The organism is uncultured Clostridium sp. (assembly GCF_934754925.1).
In the GTDB taxonomy this organism is placed as follows: Bacteria; Bacillota; Clostridia; order Clostridiales; family Clostridiaceae; genus Clostridium.
In genome coordinates this window covers 24,784-41,208 of the sequence record NZ_CAKVJA010000023.1, presented here as the reverse complement: position 1 = coordinate 41,208, position 16,425 = coordinate 24,784, and the positions used below count along the sequence as shown (strand labels likewise).

Annotated in this window: 15 protein-coding genes; 9 read left to right on the top strand and 6 right to left on the bottom strand. The window is 27.0% G+C overall.

Translation table 11 applies throughout. The features are described 5' to 3' along the window. Positions 1 to 104 precede the first annotated feature (104 nt). A complete protein-coding gene (locus Q0G30_RS14405) occupies positions 105 to 371 on the bottom strand; it encodes a TetR-like C-terminal domain-containing protein (protein WP_366013768.1) in 267 nt (88 codons plus the stop codon). On the opposite strand from Q0G30_RS14405, the gene Q0G30_RS08870 reads away from it, so the two are divergent. Next, on the top strand, positions 372 to 1,865 hold the full coding sequence (locus Q0G30_RS08870; protein ID WP_294388996.1) for an ABC transporter permease: 1,494 nt from the start codon (positions 372 to 374) through the stop codon (positions 1,863 to 1,865). 65 nt (positions 1,866 to 1,930) lie between these two features. Here Q0G30_RS08870 and Q0G30_RS14400 read toward each other — a convergent pair whose 3' ends face one another. After that, a complete protein-coding gene (locus Q0G30_RS14400; RefSeq protein ID WP_366013766.1) occupies positions 1,931 to 2,617 on the bottom strand; it encodes a lysoplasmalogenase in 687 nt (228 codons plus the stop codon). A gap of 355 nt (positions 2,618 to 2,972) precedes the next feature. On the opposite strand from Q0G30_RS14400, the gene Q0G30_RS08865 reads away from it, so the two are divergent. From Q0G30_RS08865 to Q0G30_RS08830, 8 genes are all read left to right on the top strand, one after another. Then, positions 2,973 to 3,380 carry a MerR family transcriptional regulator gene (locus tag Q0G30_RS08865; RefSeq protein WP_294388994.1) on the top strand — a complete coding sequence of 136 codons (408 nt, stop codon included), beginning with the start codon at positions 2,973 to 2,975 and terminating at the stop codon, positions 3,378 to 3,380. Between the two features lie 36 nt (positions 3,381 to 3,416). Further along, on the top strand, positions 3,417 to 4,382 hold the full coding sequence (locus Q0G30_RS08860; RefSeq protein WP_294388991.1) for an alpha/beta hydrolase: 966 nt from the start codon (positions 3,417 to 3,419) through the stop codon (positions 4,380 to 4,382). Next, positions 4,375 to 5,793, top strand: a complete 1,419-nt coding sequence (locus tag Q0G30_RS08855; protein ID WP_294388989.1) for a condensation domain-containing protein — start codon at positions 4,375 to 4,377, stop codon at positions 5,791 to 5,793. Before Q0G30_RS08860 ends, Q0G30_RS08855 begins: the two co-directional genes overlap by 8 nt. Before the next feature lie 14 nt (positions 5,794 to 5,807). Next, the gene (locus Q0G30_RS08850; RefSeq protein ID WP_294388987.1) at positions 5,808 to 6,053 is read left to right on the top strand and encodes an acyl carrier protein; all 246 of its coding nucleotides are present in this window, start codon (positions 5,808 to 5,810) and stop codon (positions 6,051 to 6,053) included. Continuing rightward, the gene (locus Q0G30_RS08845; protein ID WP_294388986.1) at positions 6,040 to 6,603 is read left to right on the top strand and encodes a 4'-phosphopantetheinyl transferase superfamily protein; all 564 of its coding nucleotides are present in this window, start codon (positions 6,040 to 6,042) and stop codon (positions 6,601 to 6,603) included. Before Q0G30_RS08850 ends, Q0G30_RS08845 begins: the two co-directional genes overlap by 14 nt. Continuing rightward, positions 6,596 to 8,122: an AMP-binding protein gene (locus Q0G30_RS08840; RefSeq protein ID WP_294388983.1), complete on the top strand. Its 1,527-nt coding sequence runs from the start codon at positions 6,596 to 6,598 to the stop codon at positions 8,120 to 8,122. The genes Q0G30_RS08845 and Q0G30_RS08840 overlap by 8 nt, the downstream gene beginning before the upstream one ends. A 214-nt stretch (positions 8,123 to 8,336) precedes the next feature. Then, positions 8,337 to 10,487, top strand: coding sequence for an ornithine decarboxylase (gene speC / locus Q0G30_RS08835; RefSeq protein ID WP_294388980.1), 2,151 nt, complete (start codon positions 8,337 to 8,339; stop codon positions 10,485 to 10,487). Between the two features lie 149 nt (positions 10,488 to 10,636). Further along, entirely contained in the window at positions 10,637 to 11,761 is a 1,125-nt protein-coding gene (locus Q0G30_RS08830) for a DegT/DnrJ/EryC1/StrS family aminotransferase (protein WP_294388979.1), read from the top strand. A gap of 15 nt (positions 11,762 to 11,776) precedes the next feature. On the opposite strand, the gene Q0G30_RS08825 is transcribed toward Q0G30_RS08830, so the two are convergent. From Q0G30_RS08825 to Q0G30_RS08810, 4 genes are all read right to left on the bottom strand, one after another. Beyond that, positions 11,777 to 12,757: an SDR family oxidoreductase gene (locus Q0G30_RS08825; RefSeq protein ID WP_291656982.1), complete on the bottom strand. Its 981-nt coding sequence runs from the start codon at positions 12,755 to 12,757 to the stop codon at positions 11,777 to 11,779. 1 nt (position 12,758) lies between these two features. Then, the gene (locus Q0G30_RS08820) at positions 12,759 to 14,072 is read right to left on the bottom strand and encodes a nucleotide sugar dehydrogenase (protein ID WP_294388978.1); all 1,314 of its coding nucleotides are present in this window, start codon (positions 14,070 to 14,072) and stop codon (positions 12,759 to 12,761) included. Between the two features lie 167 nt (positions 14,073 to 14,239). Continuing rightward, positions 14,240 to 15,259 carry a hypothetical protein gene (locus Q0G30_RS08815; protein WP_195467273.1) on the bottom strand — a complete coding sequence of 340 codons (1,020 nt, stop codon included), beginning with the start codon at positions 15,257 to 15,259 and terminating at the stop codon, positions 14,240 to 14,242. A 15-nt stretch (positions 15,260 to 15,274) separates the two neighbouring features. Then, entirely contained in the window at positions 15,275 to 16,288 is a 1,014-nt protein-coding gene (locus Q0G30_RS08810) for a glycosyltransferase (RefSeq protein ID WP_195467272.1), read from the bottom strand. Positions 16,289 to 16,425: the final 137 nt, after the last annotated feature.

Here is a 16,425-nt window from a genome sequence, read left to right as displayed (position 1 = left end):
GATTTGGAATAATAGTTGTATTTATTTTGACAATATTATCTATATTATACTACTTTTATAAATTAAAAATAAACTAATTATGAATAAAAAGAAAACCACCTAATTTATAGGTGGCAATTAATTAATTTTCTATCAAAAGTATTTATGTTATTAATTATTTCAACAAGTTCAGAAGGGGATTGAGGTAAGTCATTTTCCAGCCAAGCTTGAATAATAGAAATACATCCACCTACCGAATATCTTATAAAGTAGTCTATATTAGATTTAATGAATTCACTTGAATTACTACATAGTTTTTCAAAGTCAGCTTTACTAGCAACAGATAGGATTCTTTCTAAGATTCTATTATCTTTTTGTTTACAAAATAATATCTGGCTTTAGGATATAAGGACTTAGAAATATCTTGGAAGTATATAATATATGCTTCAATAGCAAGTATTTCAGGCTGTATTCTAGGAATATTAATTGGAAGCACAGCATTGCCAAGCGTAATTAGTAATGCTTATGGAAGTATATATAATGTACCTAAAATAATATTATACTATTATCCATCATATATTATTCAATCAGTAGTTATATCAATTTTATGTACTGTTGGAGCTGCATTATTTGTTATTAAGGTTGAATTAAAAGATAAGCCGGCCAATTTAATGAGACCTAAAGCACCAAAGATAGGAAAGAAAATATTATTAGAGAGAATTACACCATTATGGAGAAGATTAAGTTTTAATCATAAGGTAACTTTAAGAAATATTTTTAGATATAAACAACGTATGATAATGACTGTATTAGGAATAGCTGGTTGTATGGCATTGCTTGTAACTGGGTTTGGATTAAAGGATTCTAATGCAGGAATGGTAGATAAAGAGTTTAATAAAGTATGGAAATATGAAGCTATGGTAATACTTAATGAAAACTCAAGTGATGAAGATGATAAAAAATATAAGGATACTCTAGAACAGATAAATGGATATGAGAATAGTATAAATCTTCATCAAGAATCAATAACATTTAGCAGAGAGGGAATGAATAAACAAACTGCATCTTTATATGTACCGGAAAATGTTGATAAATTTGATGATTTTATATTATTAGATGATAGACCTTCAGGGGAAAAGTATACAATTAATGATAGTGGAGTTATTATTAGTGAAAAATTAGCAAAACTTTTAGGGGTATCAGTTAATGATACAATAATATTGAAGGATGAAGATAATAATAGTCACCAGGTTAAAGTATATAATATAACTGAAAATTATGTTAGTCATTATGTATATATGTCACCAGCATACTATAAAGAGATATTTGGAAAAGAGCCTATATATAATACTCAACTTATAAACTTCAATACTGATAAAGAAGATGATAATGAAATTTCTTCAAAGCTTTTAGAATGTAATAAAGTAACTAATGTTACTTTAAAGTCGCAAATTCAAAAAACTACTGAAGATTCAAATGATAGCATGAACTTAGTTATGATAGTAATAATAGTAGCAGCTGGATCTCTTGCATTTGTTGTTTTATATAATTTAAACAATATAAATGTATCAGAACGTATAAGAGAACTTTCTACTATTAAGGTACTTGGATTCTTTAATAATGAAGTAACTATGTATATATCACGAGAAAATATAATTTTAACATTAATTGGAGTTATTACAGGATCAGTATTGGGTAAGATACTGCATATATTTATAATTAATACAGCAGAAACAGATACTATGATGATGTATCCTAATATTTCAGTTAGTAGTTATATAATCTCTGCACTATTAACTATATTATTTTCAGTTATTGTTATGATTTTGATGCATATTAAATTAAAGAAAGTTAATATGATTGATGCATTAAAATCCAATGAATAGAGAAAATAAATTAAGTATATAAATAATTTAAGCTAGATAATCAAAACGATTATCTAGCTTTTTGACTATGCAATATATAATATACTTAAGGCTATGAGTATTTGTCCAAGGTAATAAGTAATTAAATTTAGTCTACTAATAAATTTTGGACAGTTTTTATTAAGAAGAAATAATGATAAAAGATAATCAGAAATTACAAATAGTGTTGCACCAATAATAACTAAAGATTTTGCAATTAAATTTAATGAATTTACAGTTATTAAAGAAATAGCTTTACAAAGCATGAAGCTTATAATTAAACAATATATAATACCAGGTAAATGATATTTATTAATAGTTAGTTTTTTATTGCATATTAAAGTTGATAATAAAATAAATGATATAAATATTGCATAAATAAAATCTCTAATATGAATTCCGACTAAGGTTATAAAACATATTGAGTAAAAGATATGAGTAATGGAGAATGCAAAGCCGCCGCTTAAAAATAAATTAGTTTTTATATTATGATTTTTAGTATTAATTCCAAGTAATACATCTCCTATAAATGAAAAAATTAATCCAATAAAAATTAGAAAGAAGTATTTTGGATTAATAGGATTACTTAGATAGGAAAATAAAGATACTAGTAAAAAGCATAAGCTGGTAAATATCTTAGCAATTAGCCTAAATTTATAATCAGATTTAAAAGTTGAGTAAATTAATATACTTAAGCAAATAAGTGACAATAATATACATATATAAATACCCACATATAACTCCAGTAATAAAATTATTTTTATATAATATATTAAGCTTTAAGTGAGTAAATTGCTACAAGTAAACAATGATAATGTAGGTTACTTTGTAAATATGTAATTTATAAAAATAAAGAGCTATTTATATAATAGATTTTAAAATAAATTTATGTAGTTAACTCTTATATATTATTTATAAAAATATTTGAAAATAAGAGTAAAGGTTTAACTTACATAATATAACATAAAAAAATATATATTTCCGAGGAAATATATATAATCAGGAAGCTTATTATCAAATTATGTAACAATATCATGTTTGACATAGAGTGCACTCTAGCATTTATAATGAAGTTACAGGAGGGATAAAATGGAATGTTTAATAAAGGATGCATCTAAAAAACTTAATATTTCAGTATATACTCTTAGATATTATGATAAGGAAGGGTTAACTCCATTTGTTAAAAAGGATGAAAATGGTGTAAGAAGATATACAGAAGAAGATTTAGAATGGATAAAAATGCTTATAAATCTTAGAGATATTGATATGCCTATTTCCAATATAAAAGAATATATTACTTTATATTTAAAAGGTGATGAGACTATTGAGGAAAGAAGAGAGTTAATGTGCAAATATAGAGAGTATATCAAAAAGAAGATTAAGGATACAATAAGTAATTTAGAAATGGCAACAGAAAAATTAAGGCAATATGACTATGCAGTATCAGATATATTAGATGATGAAAATATGTTTCAAATTAATAAAAAATATAAGTAAATTTTGGCCAAAATTTCACTAGTTGAGAGGTGTAAATTGAGTAAAAAATTAATAATTAGTGGAATATTATGTTTTGCAGCAACAGAAGTGACAATAGCATCATATTTGTTAAAAAGAACTTTAGTAAGGAATAAAGCTGATGTAGAAAGAACTAAAAGGATGTCTGGCACAGAGTGGGTTAAATATATTCCTGAAATTAAGAAGAAGAAGGATTGGCTTATAAAGCAAGAACATGAGGATGTTTATATAAAATCTGATGATAATTTAAAACTACATGGTATATTATTTCCTAAGAAAAATTCTAAAAAGATAGTTATTTGTTTACATGGATATTCAAGTACAGCTGGGATAAGTGATTATACTGCAATATCTAGATTTTATTTAGAGAGAAATTTTAATATTCTCATGATAGATGCTAGGGCCCATGGAGCAAGCGAAGGAAAATATATTGGATTTGGATGCTTAGATAGAAATGATCTAGTTAGGTGGATTGAATATGTAATTTCTTTATTAGGTGAAGATTGTGAAATATTACTACATGGAACATCTATGGGAGGTGCTACAGCATTAATGGCATCAGGATTAGAACTTCCTAATAATGTAAAAGGAATAATTTCAGATTCTGCATTTACTTCACCAGCAGAGGTATTTAGTGAAGTATTAAAAAATATGTATCATATACCACCATATCCTATTATAAAAATAGCAAGTATAATGAGTAAAAAGTTAGCTGGATATAGATTAGATCAGTGTAATGCAGCAGAAGAAGTAAAAAAGGCAACGGTTCCAATGTTATTAATACATGGAGATAGTGACTCATTTGTTCCTTGTAGTATGACTGAGGAGATATATAAAAATTGTTCTTCTCCAAAAGCTCTTTTTATAGTAAAAGGAGCAGGACATGCAGAGTCATATTATAAAGAAACAGAAGAATATGAAAGGAAAGTAGACGATTTTATAAAAAGATATTTATCAGATAGGGAAGTGAAAATTAATGCTTAATGAAATTGATTATAAGAGCTTATATCCATTAACGGCAGCTCAAAAACTTCATTTTTATACTTTAAAATATTGTCCTAAAAAGCAAGTATTAAATATAGGAACTAGTTTAACTATAAAGGAAGATATTAGTTTTGACATATTAAAAGAGTCAATATACGAAGCGTATTCTAGATGCGAAGCAATGAGACTTAGATTTGTTACTGACTTAGATGGAAATGTAATGCAATATGTTGCAGATAAAGAAGAGCGTGATATAGAACTATATGATTTTTCAGGATATACAATGAAAGAGGCTGAATTAAAAATGAGGGAATGGACAGAGACCCCATTTGAAAGAGAAAATTCTCCTTTAAATAAAGTAGTAATGATAATAACTCCAGATAATTATAAGGGAATATATTTACTAGTTGATCATATGACTATGGATGCACAAAGCTTAATAGTATTTTTAAGAGATATAATTGAAATATATTGTTATAAAAGATATGAAGGAATAGAATATCCTAAGGAAATGTATTCTTATATAAAACAAATAGAAAAAGATTTAGAGTATGAATCAGGATCAAAGGCTCAATATAAGGATAGGGAATATTTTAAAAAGTTAATTGAAGAATCAGAACCTATATATAATGATATAGATGGAATAGAGAGATTATTAGAAGAAAGACATAGAAGAGGTAATGATAACATAAGAAATGTAACTAATGTTAGCAATAATGTTGATGCTAACATTACAGTATTTAGTTTAGAGGAGTACCCTTCACATTTATTATTAAAGTTTTGTGAAGAAAATAAGATTCCAATGGTATGTTTATTAATGATGGCACTTAGAACATATTTGCAAAAGTTTAATAATCAAGATGATGTTTCTATAATGAGTACAGTTGCAAGAAGAGCAACGTTATCAGAAAAGAAAAGTGGAGGTACAAGAATACATTGTTTTCCTTGTAGAACTATAGTTAGTAAAAGAGAAACATTTATGGATGGAATAAAGAAAATAAGGTATGCTCAAAATTCATTATTTCGTCATGCTAATTTTAATCCTGTTGAGTATCTAAATTATAGAACTAATTTTTATAATAATGAACCAGGGCAGACTTATGAGCCACTTAGTTTAACATATCAGCCGTTAACTATGAAAGAAACTAATAAAAAAAATAGACATGCTGTAAGTTTTGATAATATAGACTATAAAACGAATTGGTATTCTAATGGTGTTTGTGCACATGCATTATATTTAACAGTAATGCATAGATCAAATGATAATGGATTAGATTTTAATTTTGAATATCAAACAGGACGAGTTACACCTGAAAAACTACAATATATGTATTATTATATTTGTAGAATTTTATTTGAAGGTATTAATAATCCATATAAAACAATAGAAGAAATAATAGAAAGTGTTTAAGGGAGAGGTTAATAGTGGTATTTGAGAAGGTAAAGGAAATTTTAAATGAATATATAGATTTAAATATAGATGATATAACTTTACAAACAAGGTTAATAGAAGATTTAGGAATTAATTCTTATGAGTTTATGGGAATAATAGGTGAGATTGAGGATGCATTTGATTTTGAAGTAGATGAAAAGGCTGTACTTAATATAATTACAATTGAAGATTTATTAGATTATATAAGTAATTTTACAACAGAAAATGTATTGGTATAAATACATTAATATAGATATAAATCTTTCAAGGGTAGAGAGAAATAATAAGCTTCACAAGGAAGCATTTAGTTTATTAGAAAAAAATTTAATAGAAAAGTTTCATTTTAAGAAAGAGGACTTAAAGTATAAGTACGGTAGAAAAGGTAAGCCATATTTAGAAAAAAGTCCTCTTAATTTTAGCATAAGTCATTGTAATGAGGTTGTTGTATGTTCAGTAAATAAAATGAAAATAGGAATTGATATAGAGGATATAAAAAATATTAATAAATATGTTATTAGTAAGACATTAACAGAAGTAGAGAGAAAAAATATGGAATTTAGTAATAGAAGAGATGAGTATTTCTTTAGACTTTGGACTTTGAAGGAAGCGTTTATAAAATGTATTGGACAAGGCTTATCTTATGGAATGAGGAATGTTGAGTTTAAAATAAGTGATAATGATACTAATATTTTATGTAATATAAATGGATTTAATTTTAAGCAGGAAAAGGTAGTTATAAAGGATAAGGAGTATATAATATCAATAGCTTGGGGGGCATGTAATGAGTAGTATTAAAAATATGAGAGATATAATAAATTATGCTGCTAATGAGTATGGTGATAACATTGCTTTTAAATATAAGATTAGTAAAAATGAAATAAATAGTAAAACTTATAATGATATAAAATATGATAGTGAAACAGTAAGTAATGTGTTAATGAAATTAGGAGTTTTAGGAAAGCATGTAGCAATAATAGGTTCAACATCTTATCCATGGATTATAAGTTATTTTGGTGTAGTAAATTCAGGAGGAGTAATTGTTCCAATAGATGATAAGCTTTCTGTAAATGATGTATGTGAATTGGTAGAGAGAGCAGATATAGAAGTATTAATATATGATAATGATAGAATTGATGTAGCTAAAGCAGTTAAGGACATGTGTCCTAAGGTAAAGTATATAATTTCAATGACAGAAAAAAATGATAATGATTTTTCTTTATCTTTAAATGAATTAATGGAAAAGAATAAGGGGAATTTTTTTACAGAGCTTAATAATGAAAAATTATGTGCTATATTATTTACATCAGGAACTACAGGAAAAAGTAAGGGGGTAATGCTTAACCATAGGAATCTTGCTGATAATGCTACTGCATGCGATATGGAGCTTAAAGTGGGTACAGTTTCTATGACTGTACTACCTATAAATCATGTTTTTTGTTTTACTATGGATATATTAAAAGGAATATATTCTGGACTTTGTATTTGTATAAATGATTCAATAATAAGATTTTCAAAAAATTTAAAATTATTTAAACCTGAAGTTATGTGTCTTGTACCTATGGTAATAGAGGGATTATACAATAAACTAATAGATGGAAGTGCAATATTACCTAAAAAGCTTGTTGCAAAAGAGGTCTTAGGAGGAAATTTAAGAACTATTTATAGTGGAGGAGCATATTTAAATCCAAAGTATATTGATGGATTTAAGGAATTTGGAATTGAGATAATACAAGGATATGGTATGACAGAATGTTCTCCTGCAATAAGTACCAATCTACCTGGAAAGGTAAAAAAGGAATCAGTAGGAAAGTTACTTCCTAATTGTGAAGCTAAGATTATAGATGAAGAAATATATGTTAGAGGTTCTAGTGTTATGATGGGATATTATAAAATGTCTAAGGAAACAGAAGAAACCTTAGTTGATGGATATCTTAAAACCGGGGATTTAGGATATATAGATGAAGATAATTATATTTATATAACTGGAAGAAGAAAAAACCTTATAATTTTAGCTAATGGAGAGAATGTATCGCCAGAGGAATTAGAAAATGATCTATTAGTTAATAGAATAATTAAAGAAATAGTAGTTAGTGAAGAGAAGGATGTAATTAAGGCTGAAATATATCCAGATTATGATTACTTATCTAAAAACAGAATTAGAAATATTGAATATGAAATAAAAAAGGTTGTTGATGAATATAATTTAAAACTTCCTACTTATAAAAGAGTTAATAAGGTAATCATAAGAGAAACAGAATTTGATAAGACAACATCAAAAAAGATAAAAAGAGAATATGTTAATAAATAAATTATAAAATAAAGATAGCTAGGTAAATAATCACCTAGCTATCTTTATTTTAAATACAATTTGATTAATATTTTAATATATTATATTTATATCATTTACATTGAAATAAGGTGACTATATAATTAGGATATTAATTAATAAAATATATTATAAATATATTTTATTAATTATGTAAATTATAAAAATATAGACTAAAAAGATAGGGGGAAAAGGCATGAAATCATTAAAGATTGCTTGTACTGAAAGAACTAGAAATTACTTTTTCACAGATAGGGAAACTATAGAAGTTGGTACAACAGATTATACTGATGTAGCAGCTGCTGTAGTTAATGAATGTGATATAGAAAGTATAAATGACATATATGATACAAGGTTTGGGATAGAAATATTTGTTTTAGCAGAAACTGATGAAATTAATGATGAAATAAAAAATAAGGTACATAAGATAATACATATTAATGAATTAAATGAAGAGGAATTTAGTAAAGAGTTAAATAAGGCTGCTGATAAATATGAAGAAGAAATGTTACCACCATTCTTTGATGTTTTAAGTGAATATTCAAGAAGAGGTAATTTGCAATTCGCATGTCCAGGGCATCAAGGTGGGCAATATTTTGTTAAGCATCCAGCTGGAAGGGCTATGTATGAATTCTTTGGAGAAAATATATTTAAGTCAGATATATGTAATGCAGATGTTGATTTAGGGGATTTATTAATACATGAAGGTCCAGCAATGTCAGCACAAACTTATGCAGCGAAGGTATATAATGCTGATAAAACATATTTTGTAATGAATGGAACAAGTACATCTAATTCTGTAGTTATAAATGCTATAGTTTCTCCTGGAGATTTAGTTTTATTTGATAGAAATAATCATAAATCAATATATAATTCAGCTTTAGTTTCATCAGCAGGAAAACCTGTATATTTAGAGACTTCACGTAATCCATTTGGATTTATCGGTGGAATAGATGCTCATTGTTTTAACGAAGAGTATTTAAGAAGTGAAGCAGCTAAAGTTGATAGTGAAAAGGCAAAAGAGAAGAGACCATTTAGATTAGCTGTTATTCAACTTGGAACTTATGATGGAACTATATATAATGCAAGACAGGTAGTTGATAAAATAGGACATCTTTGCGATTATATTTTATTTGATTCAGCATGGGTTGGATATGAGCAATTTATACCTATGATGAGAGATTGTTCTCCATTATTATTAGATTTAAAACCAGATGATCCTGGAATATTAGTTACGCAATCTATACATAAGCAACAGGCAGGATTTTCACAAACATCTCAAATTCACAAGAAGGATAGTCACCTTAAAGGGCAAAAGCGTTATGTAGATCATAAGAGATTTAATAATGCTTATATGTTATATGCATCAACAAGTCCATTTTATCCTTTATTTGCAGCTTTAGATGTTAATGCAAGAATGCAAGATGGGGAAGCAGGAAGAAAGCTTTGGGCAGATTGTATAAAAGTTGGAGTTGAAGCTAGAAAAGACGTTTTAGAAAGATGTGAATTATTAAAACCGTTTATTCCTCCTGTAGTTAATGGAAAACTATGGCAAGATTATCCTACAGAAGAAATAGCAAATAATATTGAATTCTTTAAATTCTATCCAGGAGAAAAGTGGCATTCATTTGAAGGCTACGGAGAAAATCAATACTTTGTAGATCCTAATAAATTTATGTTAACAACTCCAGGTATAGATATAGAAACTGGTAAGTATGAGGATTTTGGTATACCAGCCACTATTTTAGCAAACTATTTAAGAGATCATAGAGTTGTACCAGAGAAGAATGATTTAAATTCAATATTATTTTTATTAACACCAGCAGAAAGTACTTCAAAAATGAAAGGTCTTGTAGACCATTTAGTAAGATTTGAAAATCTTATAAAGGAAGATGCACCATTAAGTGAAGTTCTACCTAAGTTATATGCTAAATATGAAGAACGTTATAAGGGATATACAATAAGAAGATTATGCCAAGAAATGCATGATTTTTATAAGAAAAATGATGCAAAGACTTATCAAAAGCTACTATTTAGAAGAGATTCTCTTCCAGAGTATGTTATGAATCCTAATGAAGCTAATGTTGAGCTTAAGAGAAATAATGCTAAGTTAGTTCCACTAAGTGATATAGTTGGAGAAATTGCATTAGAAGGAGCGCTTCCTTATCCACCAGGAGTATTTTGTGTAGTACCGGGTGAGAGATGGAATACTGTAGCTCAAAAGTATTTCTCTATTTTAGAAGAGGGAATTAATAAATTCCCAGGGTTTGCTCCAGAAATTCAAGGTGTTTATCTTGAAAAGGAAGATGGTAAAGTAAGAGCTTATGGATATGTTTTAGATAAATAAATTTATAATAAAGATATATAACTATTTATAGATATACTTCGTCCTATATTTTAGGACGAAGTTTTTTGATTATTGGGAACTATACAAAAATATTAGCATAAAATGATATTAAATGTAATATTTCTAATGAGTAAAAATAAGGAGTAGATATGGCAATACAATTATTTGTTCCTACCTTTAGAATAGATGAATGTTTAGATGAAATTAAAGAATGTCTTGAAAAGGGATGGACAGGAATAGGATATAAAACAGTTGAATTTGAAGAGAAGTGGAAGGCATATACAGGGCTAAACAATGCTCATTTTCTAAATTCTGATACAGCAGCTCTTCATTTGGCAGTTAAGGTTTTTAAAATACAAAATAAATGGAATGATGGAGATGAAATTATTTCTACACCATTAACATTTGTATCAACTAATCATGCTATTATGTATGAAAACTTGAAGGTAGTATTTGCTGATGTAGACGAATATCTATGTTTAGATCCAAGGGATGTTGAGAAAAAAATTACCGAGAAAACAAGAGCTATTATGTTTGTAGGATTAGGCGGAAATGTAGGAAGATATAAAGAAATAGTAAAACTTTGTGAAAAGTACAATTTAAAGCTTATATTAGATGCAGCACATATGGCTGGTACAAGATTAGATGGAGAAATAGTAGGAAAAGAAGCTGATGCAGTATGTTATTCTTTTCAAGCAGTAAAAAATTTACCTACTGCAGATTCAGGAATAATTTGTTTTAAGAAAAAGGAAGATGATGAACTAGTAAGGAAGCTTAGTTGGTTAGGTATTGATAAAGATACTTATACAAGGGATAAGGGAAATTATAAGTGGAAATATGAAGTGAATTATTTAGGATATAAATATAATGGTAATTCTATTATGGCAGCGATTGCTCTTGTTCAATTGAAGTATTTAGATGAAGATAATAGATATCGTAGACAAGTAGCAATGTGGTATGATGAATACTTTGATAAAAGTGAAAAGAAAATAGAAAGAGTACCTATTACAAAGGGATGTGAAAGTAGTAGACATCTTTATATTATAGCAGTTAATAATAGAGATGAATTAATTACTAAATTAAATGAAAATGAAATTTTTCCAGGGGTTCATTATAGGGATAATACAGAGTATAATATATATCCTTGTGAAAATGGATGTTGCCCATATTCAAAATATATGAGTGAAAGAATAATTTCATTGCCACTTCATTTAAGACTAACTAAAGATGATGTTAAATATATTTGTGAAAAAGTAATATTATATAGTAAATAAAACTAAAAAAAATCTCTAAATATAGAGATTTTTTTTATACCAATTTAAAGTTAATTTAATACCATCTTCAAAGGAGTAACTAGGGGAATAACCTAAAAGTTTTTTTGCCTTACTAATATCAGCATTACTATGAGGAATATCTCCAGGCCTAGTAGGTCCATATATAGGTGGTAAATTAAAGTTTAATGAAGAAGCTAATATAGAATAAAGTTTATTTAAAGTTATAGTATCACCACAACCTATATTAAAAACTTCTCCAGATAAGCTTTCATCTGAAATACAAGCTTTAAGATTAGCTTCTATTATATTTTCAACATAGGTAAAATCCCGTGAATAATGTCCATCTCCATTTATTGTTGGTGTAACCCCATTAAGAAATGATTTAATGAATTTAGGGATTACAGCAGAATATTGGGAATCTGGATCTTGATTTTTACCAAATACATTAAAATATCTTAGTCCGATAGTTTGTAAATTATAAATTGAGCTAAAGAGAGAAGAATATAATTCATTAACTCTTTTAGTTAGAGCATATGGTGAAAGAGGCATACCTATAAAATCTTCTTTTTTAGGTAGTGAGTAGTTATCACCATAAACTGAAGATGATGAAGCATATACTACTTTTTTTACATTATTATCACGAGCTGCTACAAAGATATTAAGAGTTCCATTTATATTAACATCTTCGTAAAGTTGTGGAAATTTAATAGACTTTGGAACAGAGCCAAGGGCTGCTTCATGAAGAATATAATCTATATTGTAACAAGCAGTATTGCATACATTAAAATCTCTTATATCACCTTTAATAAATTGAAAGTTTTTGTTTTTTAAAAATGGTTCTATATTTTTTTGCTTACCAGTTGAAAAGTTGTCTAAGACTCGTACAAAACAATTTTTATTTAGAAGTGCTTCTACTAAATTAGAGCCTATGAAACCTGCTCCGCCTGTGACTAAAAATCTTGTGTTAGGTGGGAACTTTATATTTTCATATCCCATTTTATAACCTCCAATATAAATAACCTAAATCTTTAGCTTTATTTTTATTTAAAATACCTTTTACGTCAATTAGTACGTGAGTTGTGTTAGGATTAAAAATATTATTAAAAAAATCAAACGATAGGGTTTTGTAAAAATCGTGAGAAACTGCAATTATTACAGCATCTACGTTTTTAATATTTTTTATATCAATAAGATTTAAGTTGTATTCTTTTAGTACATCATCTTTAGAAGCTATTGGATCTGTAATTAATATATTAATACCATATTCTTTAAGTTCTTTAATAATATCAAAAACTTTTGAATTACGGATATCGGGACAATTTTCTTTAAAGGTAATCCCAAATATAGCTACATTACTATTTTTGATTGAGGCACCAGCTTCTATTAAATATTTTATTGTTTTTTCGGCAATATATTTTCCCATACTGTCATTTATAGTTCTTCCAGCTAAAATTACTTGTGAATTATATTCAAGCAGTTTTGCTTTATAAGTTAGATAATAAGGGTCAACACCAATGCAATGACCACCAACAAGACCGGGAGAAAAATTTAAAAAATTCCACTTAGTTGATGCGGCTTTTAATACATCTAAGGTATCTAAATTCATTTTATCAAAAATTAAAGATAATTCATTTATAAAAGCAATGTTAATATCTCTCTGTGAATTTTCAATAACTTTTGCTGCTTCAGCAATTTTAATACTTTCAGCTTTATAGACACCAGCCTCTATTATTAATTCATATACTTTAGCTATTATATCTAAGGTTTGAGAATCAATTCCAGAAACTATTTTTACTGTTTTTTGTAAGGTATGAACTTTATCGCCAGGATTAATACGTTCAGGAGAATATCCTACCTTAAAATCTTTTCCACAAGTTAATCCGGACATTTTTTCTAAAATTGGAATACATATTTCCTCAGTTAATCCTGGATATACAGTAGATTCATACACTACTATTGAATTAGGTGTTAAAAATCTACCTACTGTTTCAGAAGCTTTTATAATAGGTGTAATATCAGGGGTACAATCCTTATTTATAGGCGTTGGAACAGCTATTATATGGAATTTTGCATCTTTAAGTGAAGATGGATCACTAGAAAATTTGAGAGTTGTTTTTTTTAACTCATCACTTCCAACTTCATTTGTAGGGTCAATTCCATTTAAATATTTATCTATTTTATTTTTATTTATATCAAAGCCAATAGTATCTAATTTTTTAGAAAAGGCAATAGCAAGACCTATTCCAACGTATCCAAGTCCTATGACTGATAACTTTTCTTTTTTCAATTTTAATAATTCATATAAATCCATAAAAAGGTCCTCCTTATATTCATTATTATAATATTCATAATAATTTATCTTTGTTATATAAATTGTAAATTTATCGAAAAAATTGCATAAAAAAATATAACTAGAAATATATTTTCTAGTTATATTTTTTGATTAATATTTTAGAGTTAAGTTATTTAAAATTCTTACTATTTATTATTAAATTTATTAAAATATTTTTTTACGTTATTAATAAATTTATCTATTATAATATCTTCATTATAGTCAGTGTTCATTTTTAAGTTTGCTAATTTAGAAAAGTTAAATCTTAAATTTTTATCTAAAATAAGGGCTTCTATTTTATTATACCATTCAGTTTCAGATGAAGCTAAAAAGCCATCTATTCCATCATTAATAATGCTTTTATTATGATCAGTGCATGAAGCAACTACAGGAATTCCTAAAAGCATAATTCTTTTAAGTGAAAAACCACTTTTACCAATACGGTCAGGAATATTGATATAAGGTAATATAAAAATATCAGACTTACTGATTTTAGGCACAATATTTATCAAATATTTCTCCATTGGTTCATATGGAATTAAATTTGCCCATGGAAAGGTTTCTCTTACTGGTTTGCTTAAATCAGGATAATCAATTCCCATATGCCAACCGTATAAATTTAAAGTATAATTATATTTTTCATGTAATTTAATTAGAGAAGAGGAAATTGATAATAAATCATTTACGTAAGCATCAGCACAACTTTGTTGCCAACTTATTATTGGCACGGGAGTTAAGTTTTCTCTTGGTGAAGTATAAGGATAATTTTTATCATCTAATAAACAAGAAATAGTTTCAATAGGAGTAGAAACATAGCTTTGAAGTGATTTTTTGTGCAATTCTGTTCCAACTAAGATTAAGTCTGAAATTTTTAAGGTATTAATGTGTTCAATGCTTTTCATATCTTGAAAATCATCATCTATATGACATAGAAATACTTTGTTTTTTAATTTAGAAATATATTTTGATGTATGAGCAGGACATTGAATAGTTTTTTGAAAAAATATTATATCTGCATCGCAGTTATTCAAAATAGATAACTTCTCATCTAAATTATAAACTATATCAATATTATATCCTAATTTAATAAGCGATTTAGCAAAGAGCAAATCTGAAAAGGTAGTTGTAGAATTTTTTTTATCAAGTAAAAAAAAATAACCTTTCATAAGTTAAACCTCCTTTTAACTTTGAATACTCAAGTTTATAAGTTTTTCTAAATATAATTTATAAGTTAAGTCATAAGAAAAACTTTTAGATTCATTTAAAACTTTATTTGAATAATAGTCTAAATTATCAAGGGTTTTATCTATTTTACATATTAAATCATTCAAATCTACTTTAGGAAAATGTTCAAGTGTGCTATCACATTTGGCTAATAGAGCACTATCTTTAACAAGTTCTGGTATACTTCCTGAATTAATGCCAACAAGAGGAGTACCAGACAACATTGTTTCTATTACCATATTAGAACACCCTTCATGAGCCTTAAGATGTAGTACCATATCTACAGTACGTAATAAGTTAGGCATTTCACTATGAGATATTGGATTTAATAAATCGAGTTTGGAAACATTTCTAAAGTTAAAATTAGATAATGTTCTTTGATTGTTCTCAAAGGCTCTACCTAGAACCCAAAATTCAATATCATCTCTAGACACATAATGATTAATTACATCACATAGGAGCTTTAATGATTGAGTTGCAGTATGAGGGGTTCCCCAATATGCAGCTGCTAGAATTATTTTTTTGTCTTTTGAACGGGGAAGTTTAGGTCCTATAGGATTAAATAGATTAGAATCAGCAGAGTTATAAATAATGTCACCATCTGGCTCAACTCCATCGTAAATACTTCTAAATAAAGTTTCTTTCGAAAAATGACTTTGATACACTATTGTATTAGAAAAAGAAGTAATGTTTTTAAGTTCTGTATTTTTATTTTTTATTAGTATGGGATTTGGATGATTATAAGGAAGATATATAGCACCCAATCTTTGAAGTATTTTTATATTTTTTTCTTTTAATAACTTAAGCTGTTTAATTGTAGAAAGATTAGCTACAGAGCAAAATACATCTACTGTATCATCAAATCCATAACTTACAGTATGCCCATTATTAATGCAATATTTACTAAAAGACTTAATCCAACTACGGGCACCACCAGGGCCATCATAATTTTGAGAAAACCCGATTTTCATAAAAATTCACCATCCTATTTGTGAAAAATAATAACTACCATAATAGATTATGAAATTATACTTAAAATAATGAATATTCTACAAGTATTAACATGTTTATATATATTGTTTAGGATTGGAACATAAAAGGTATATAT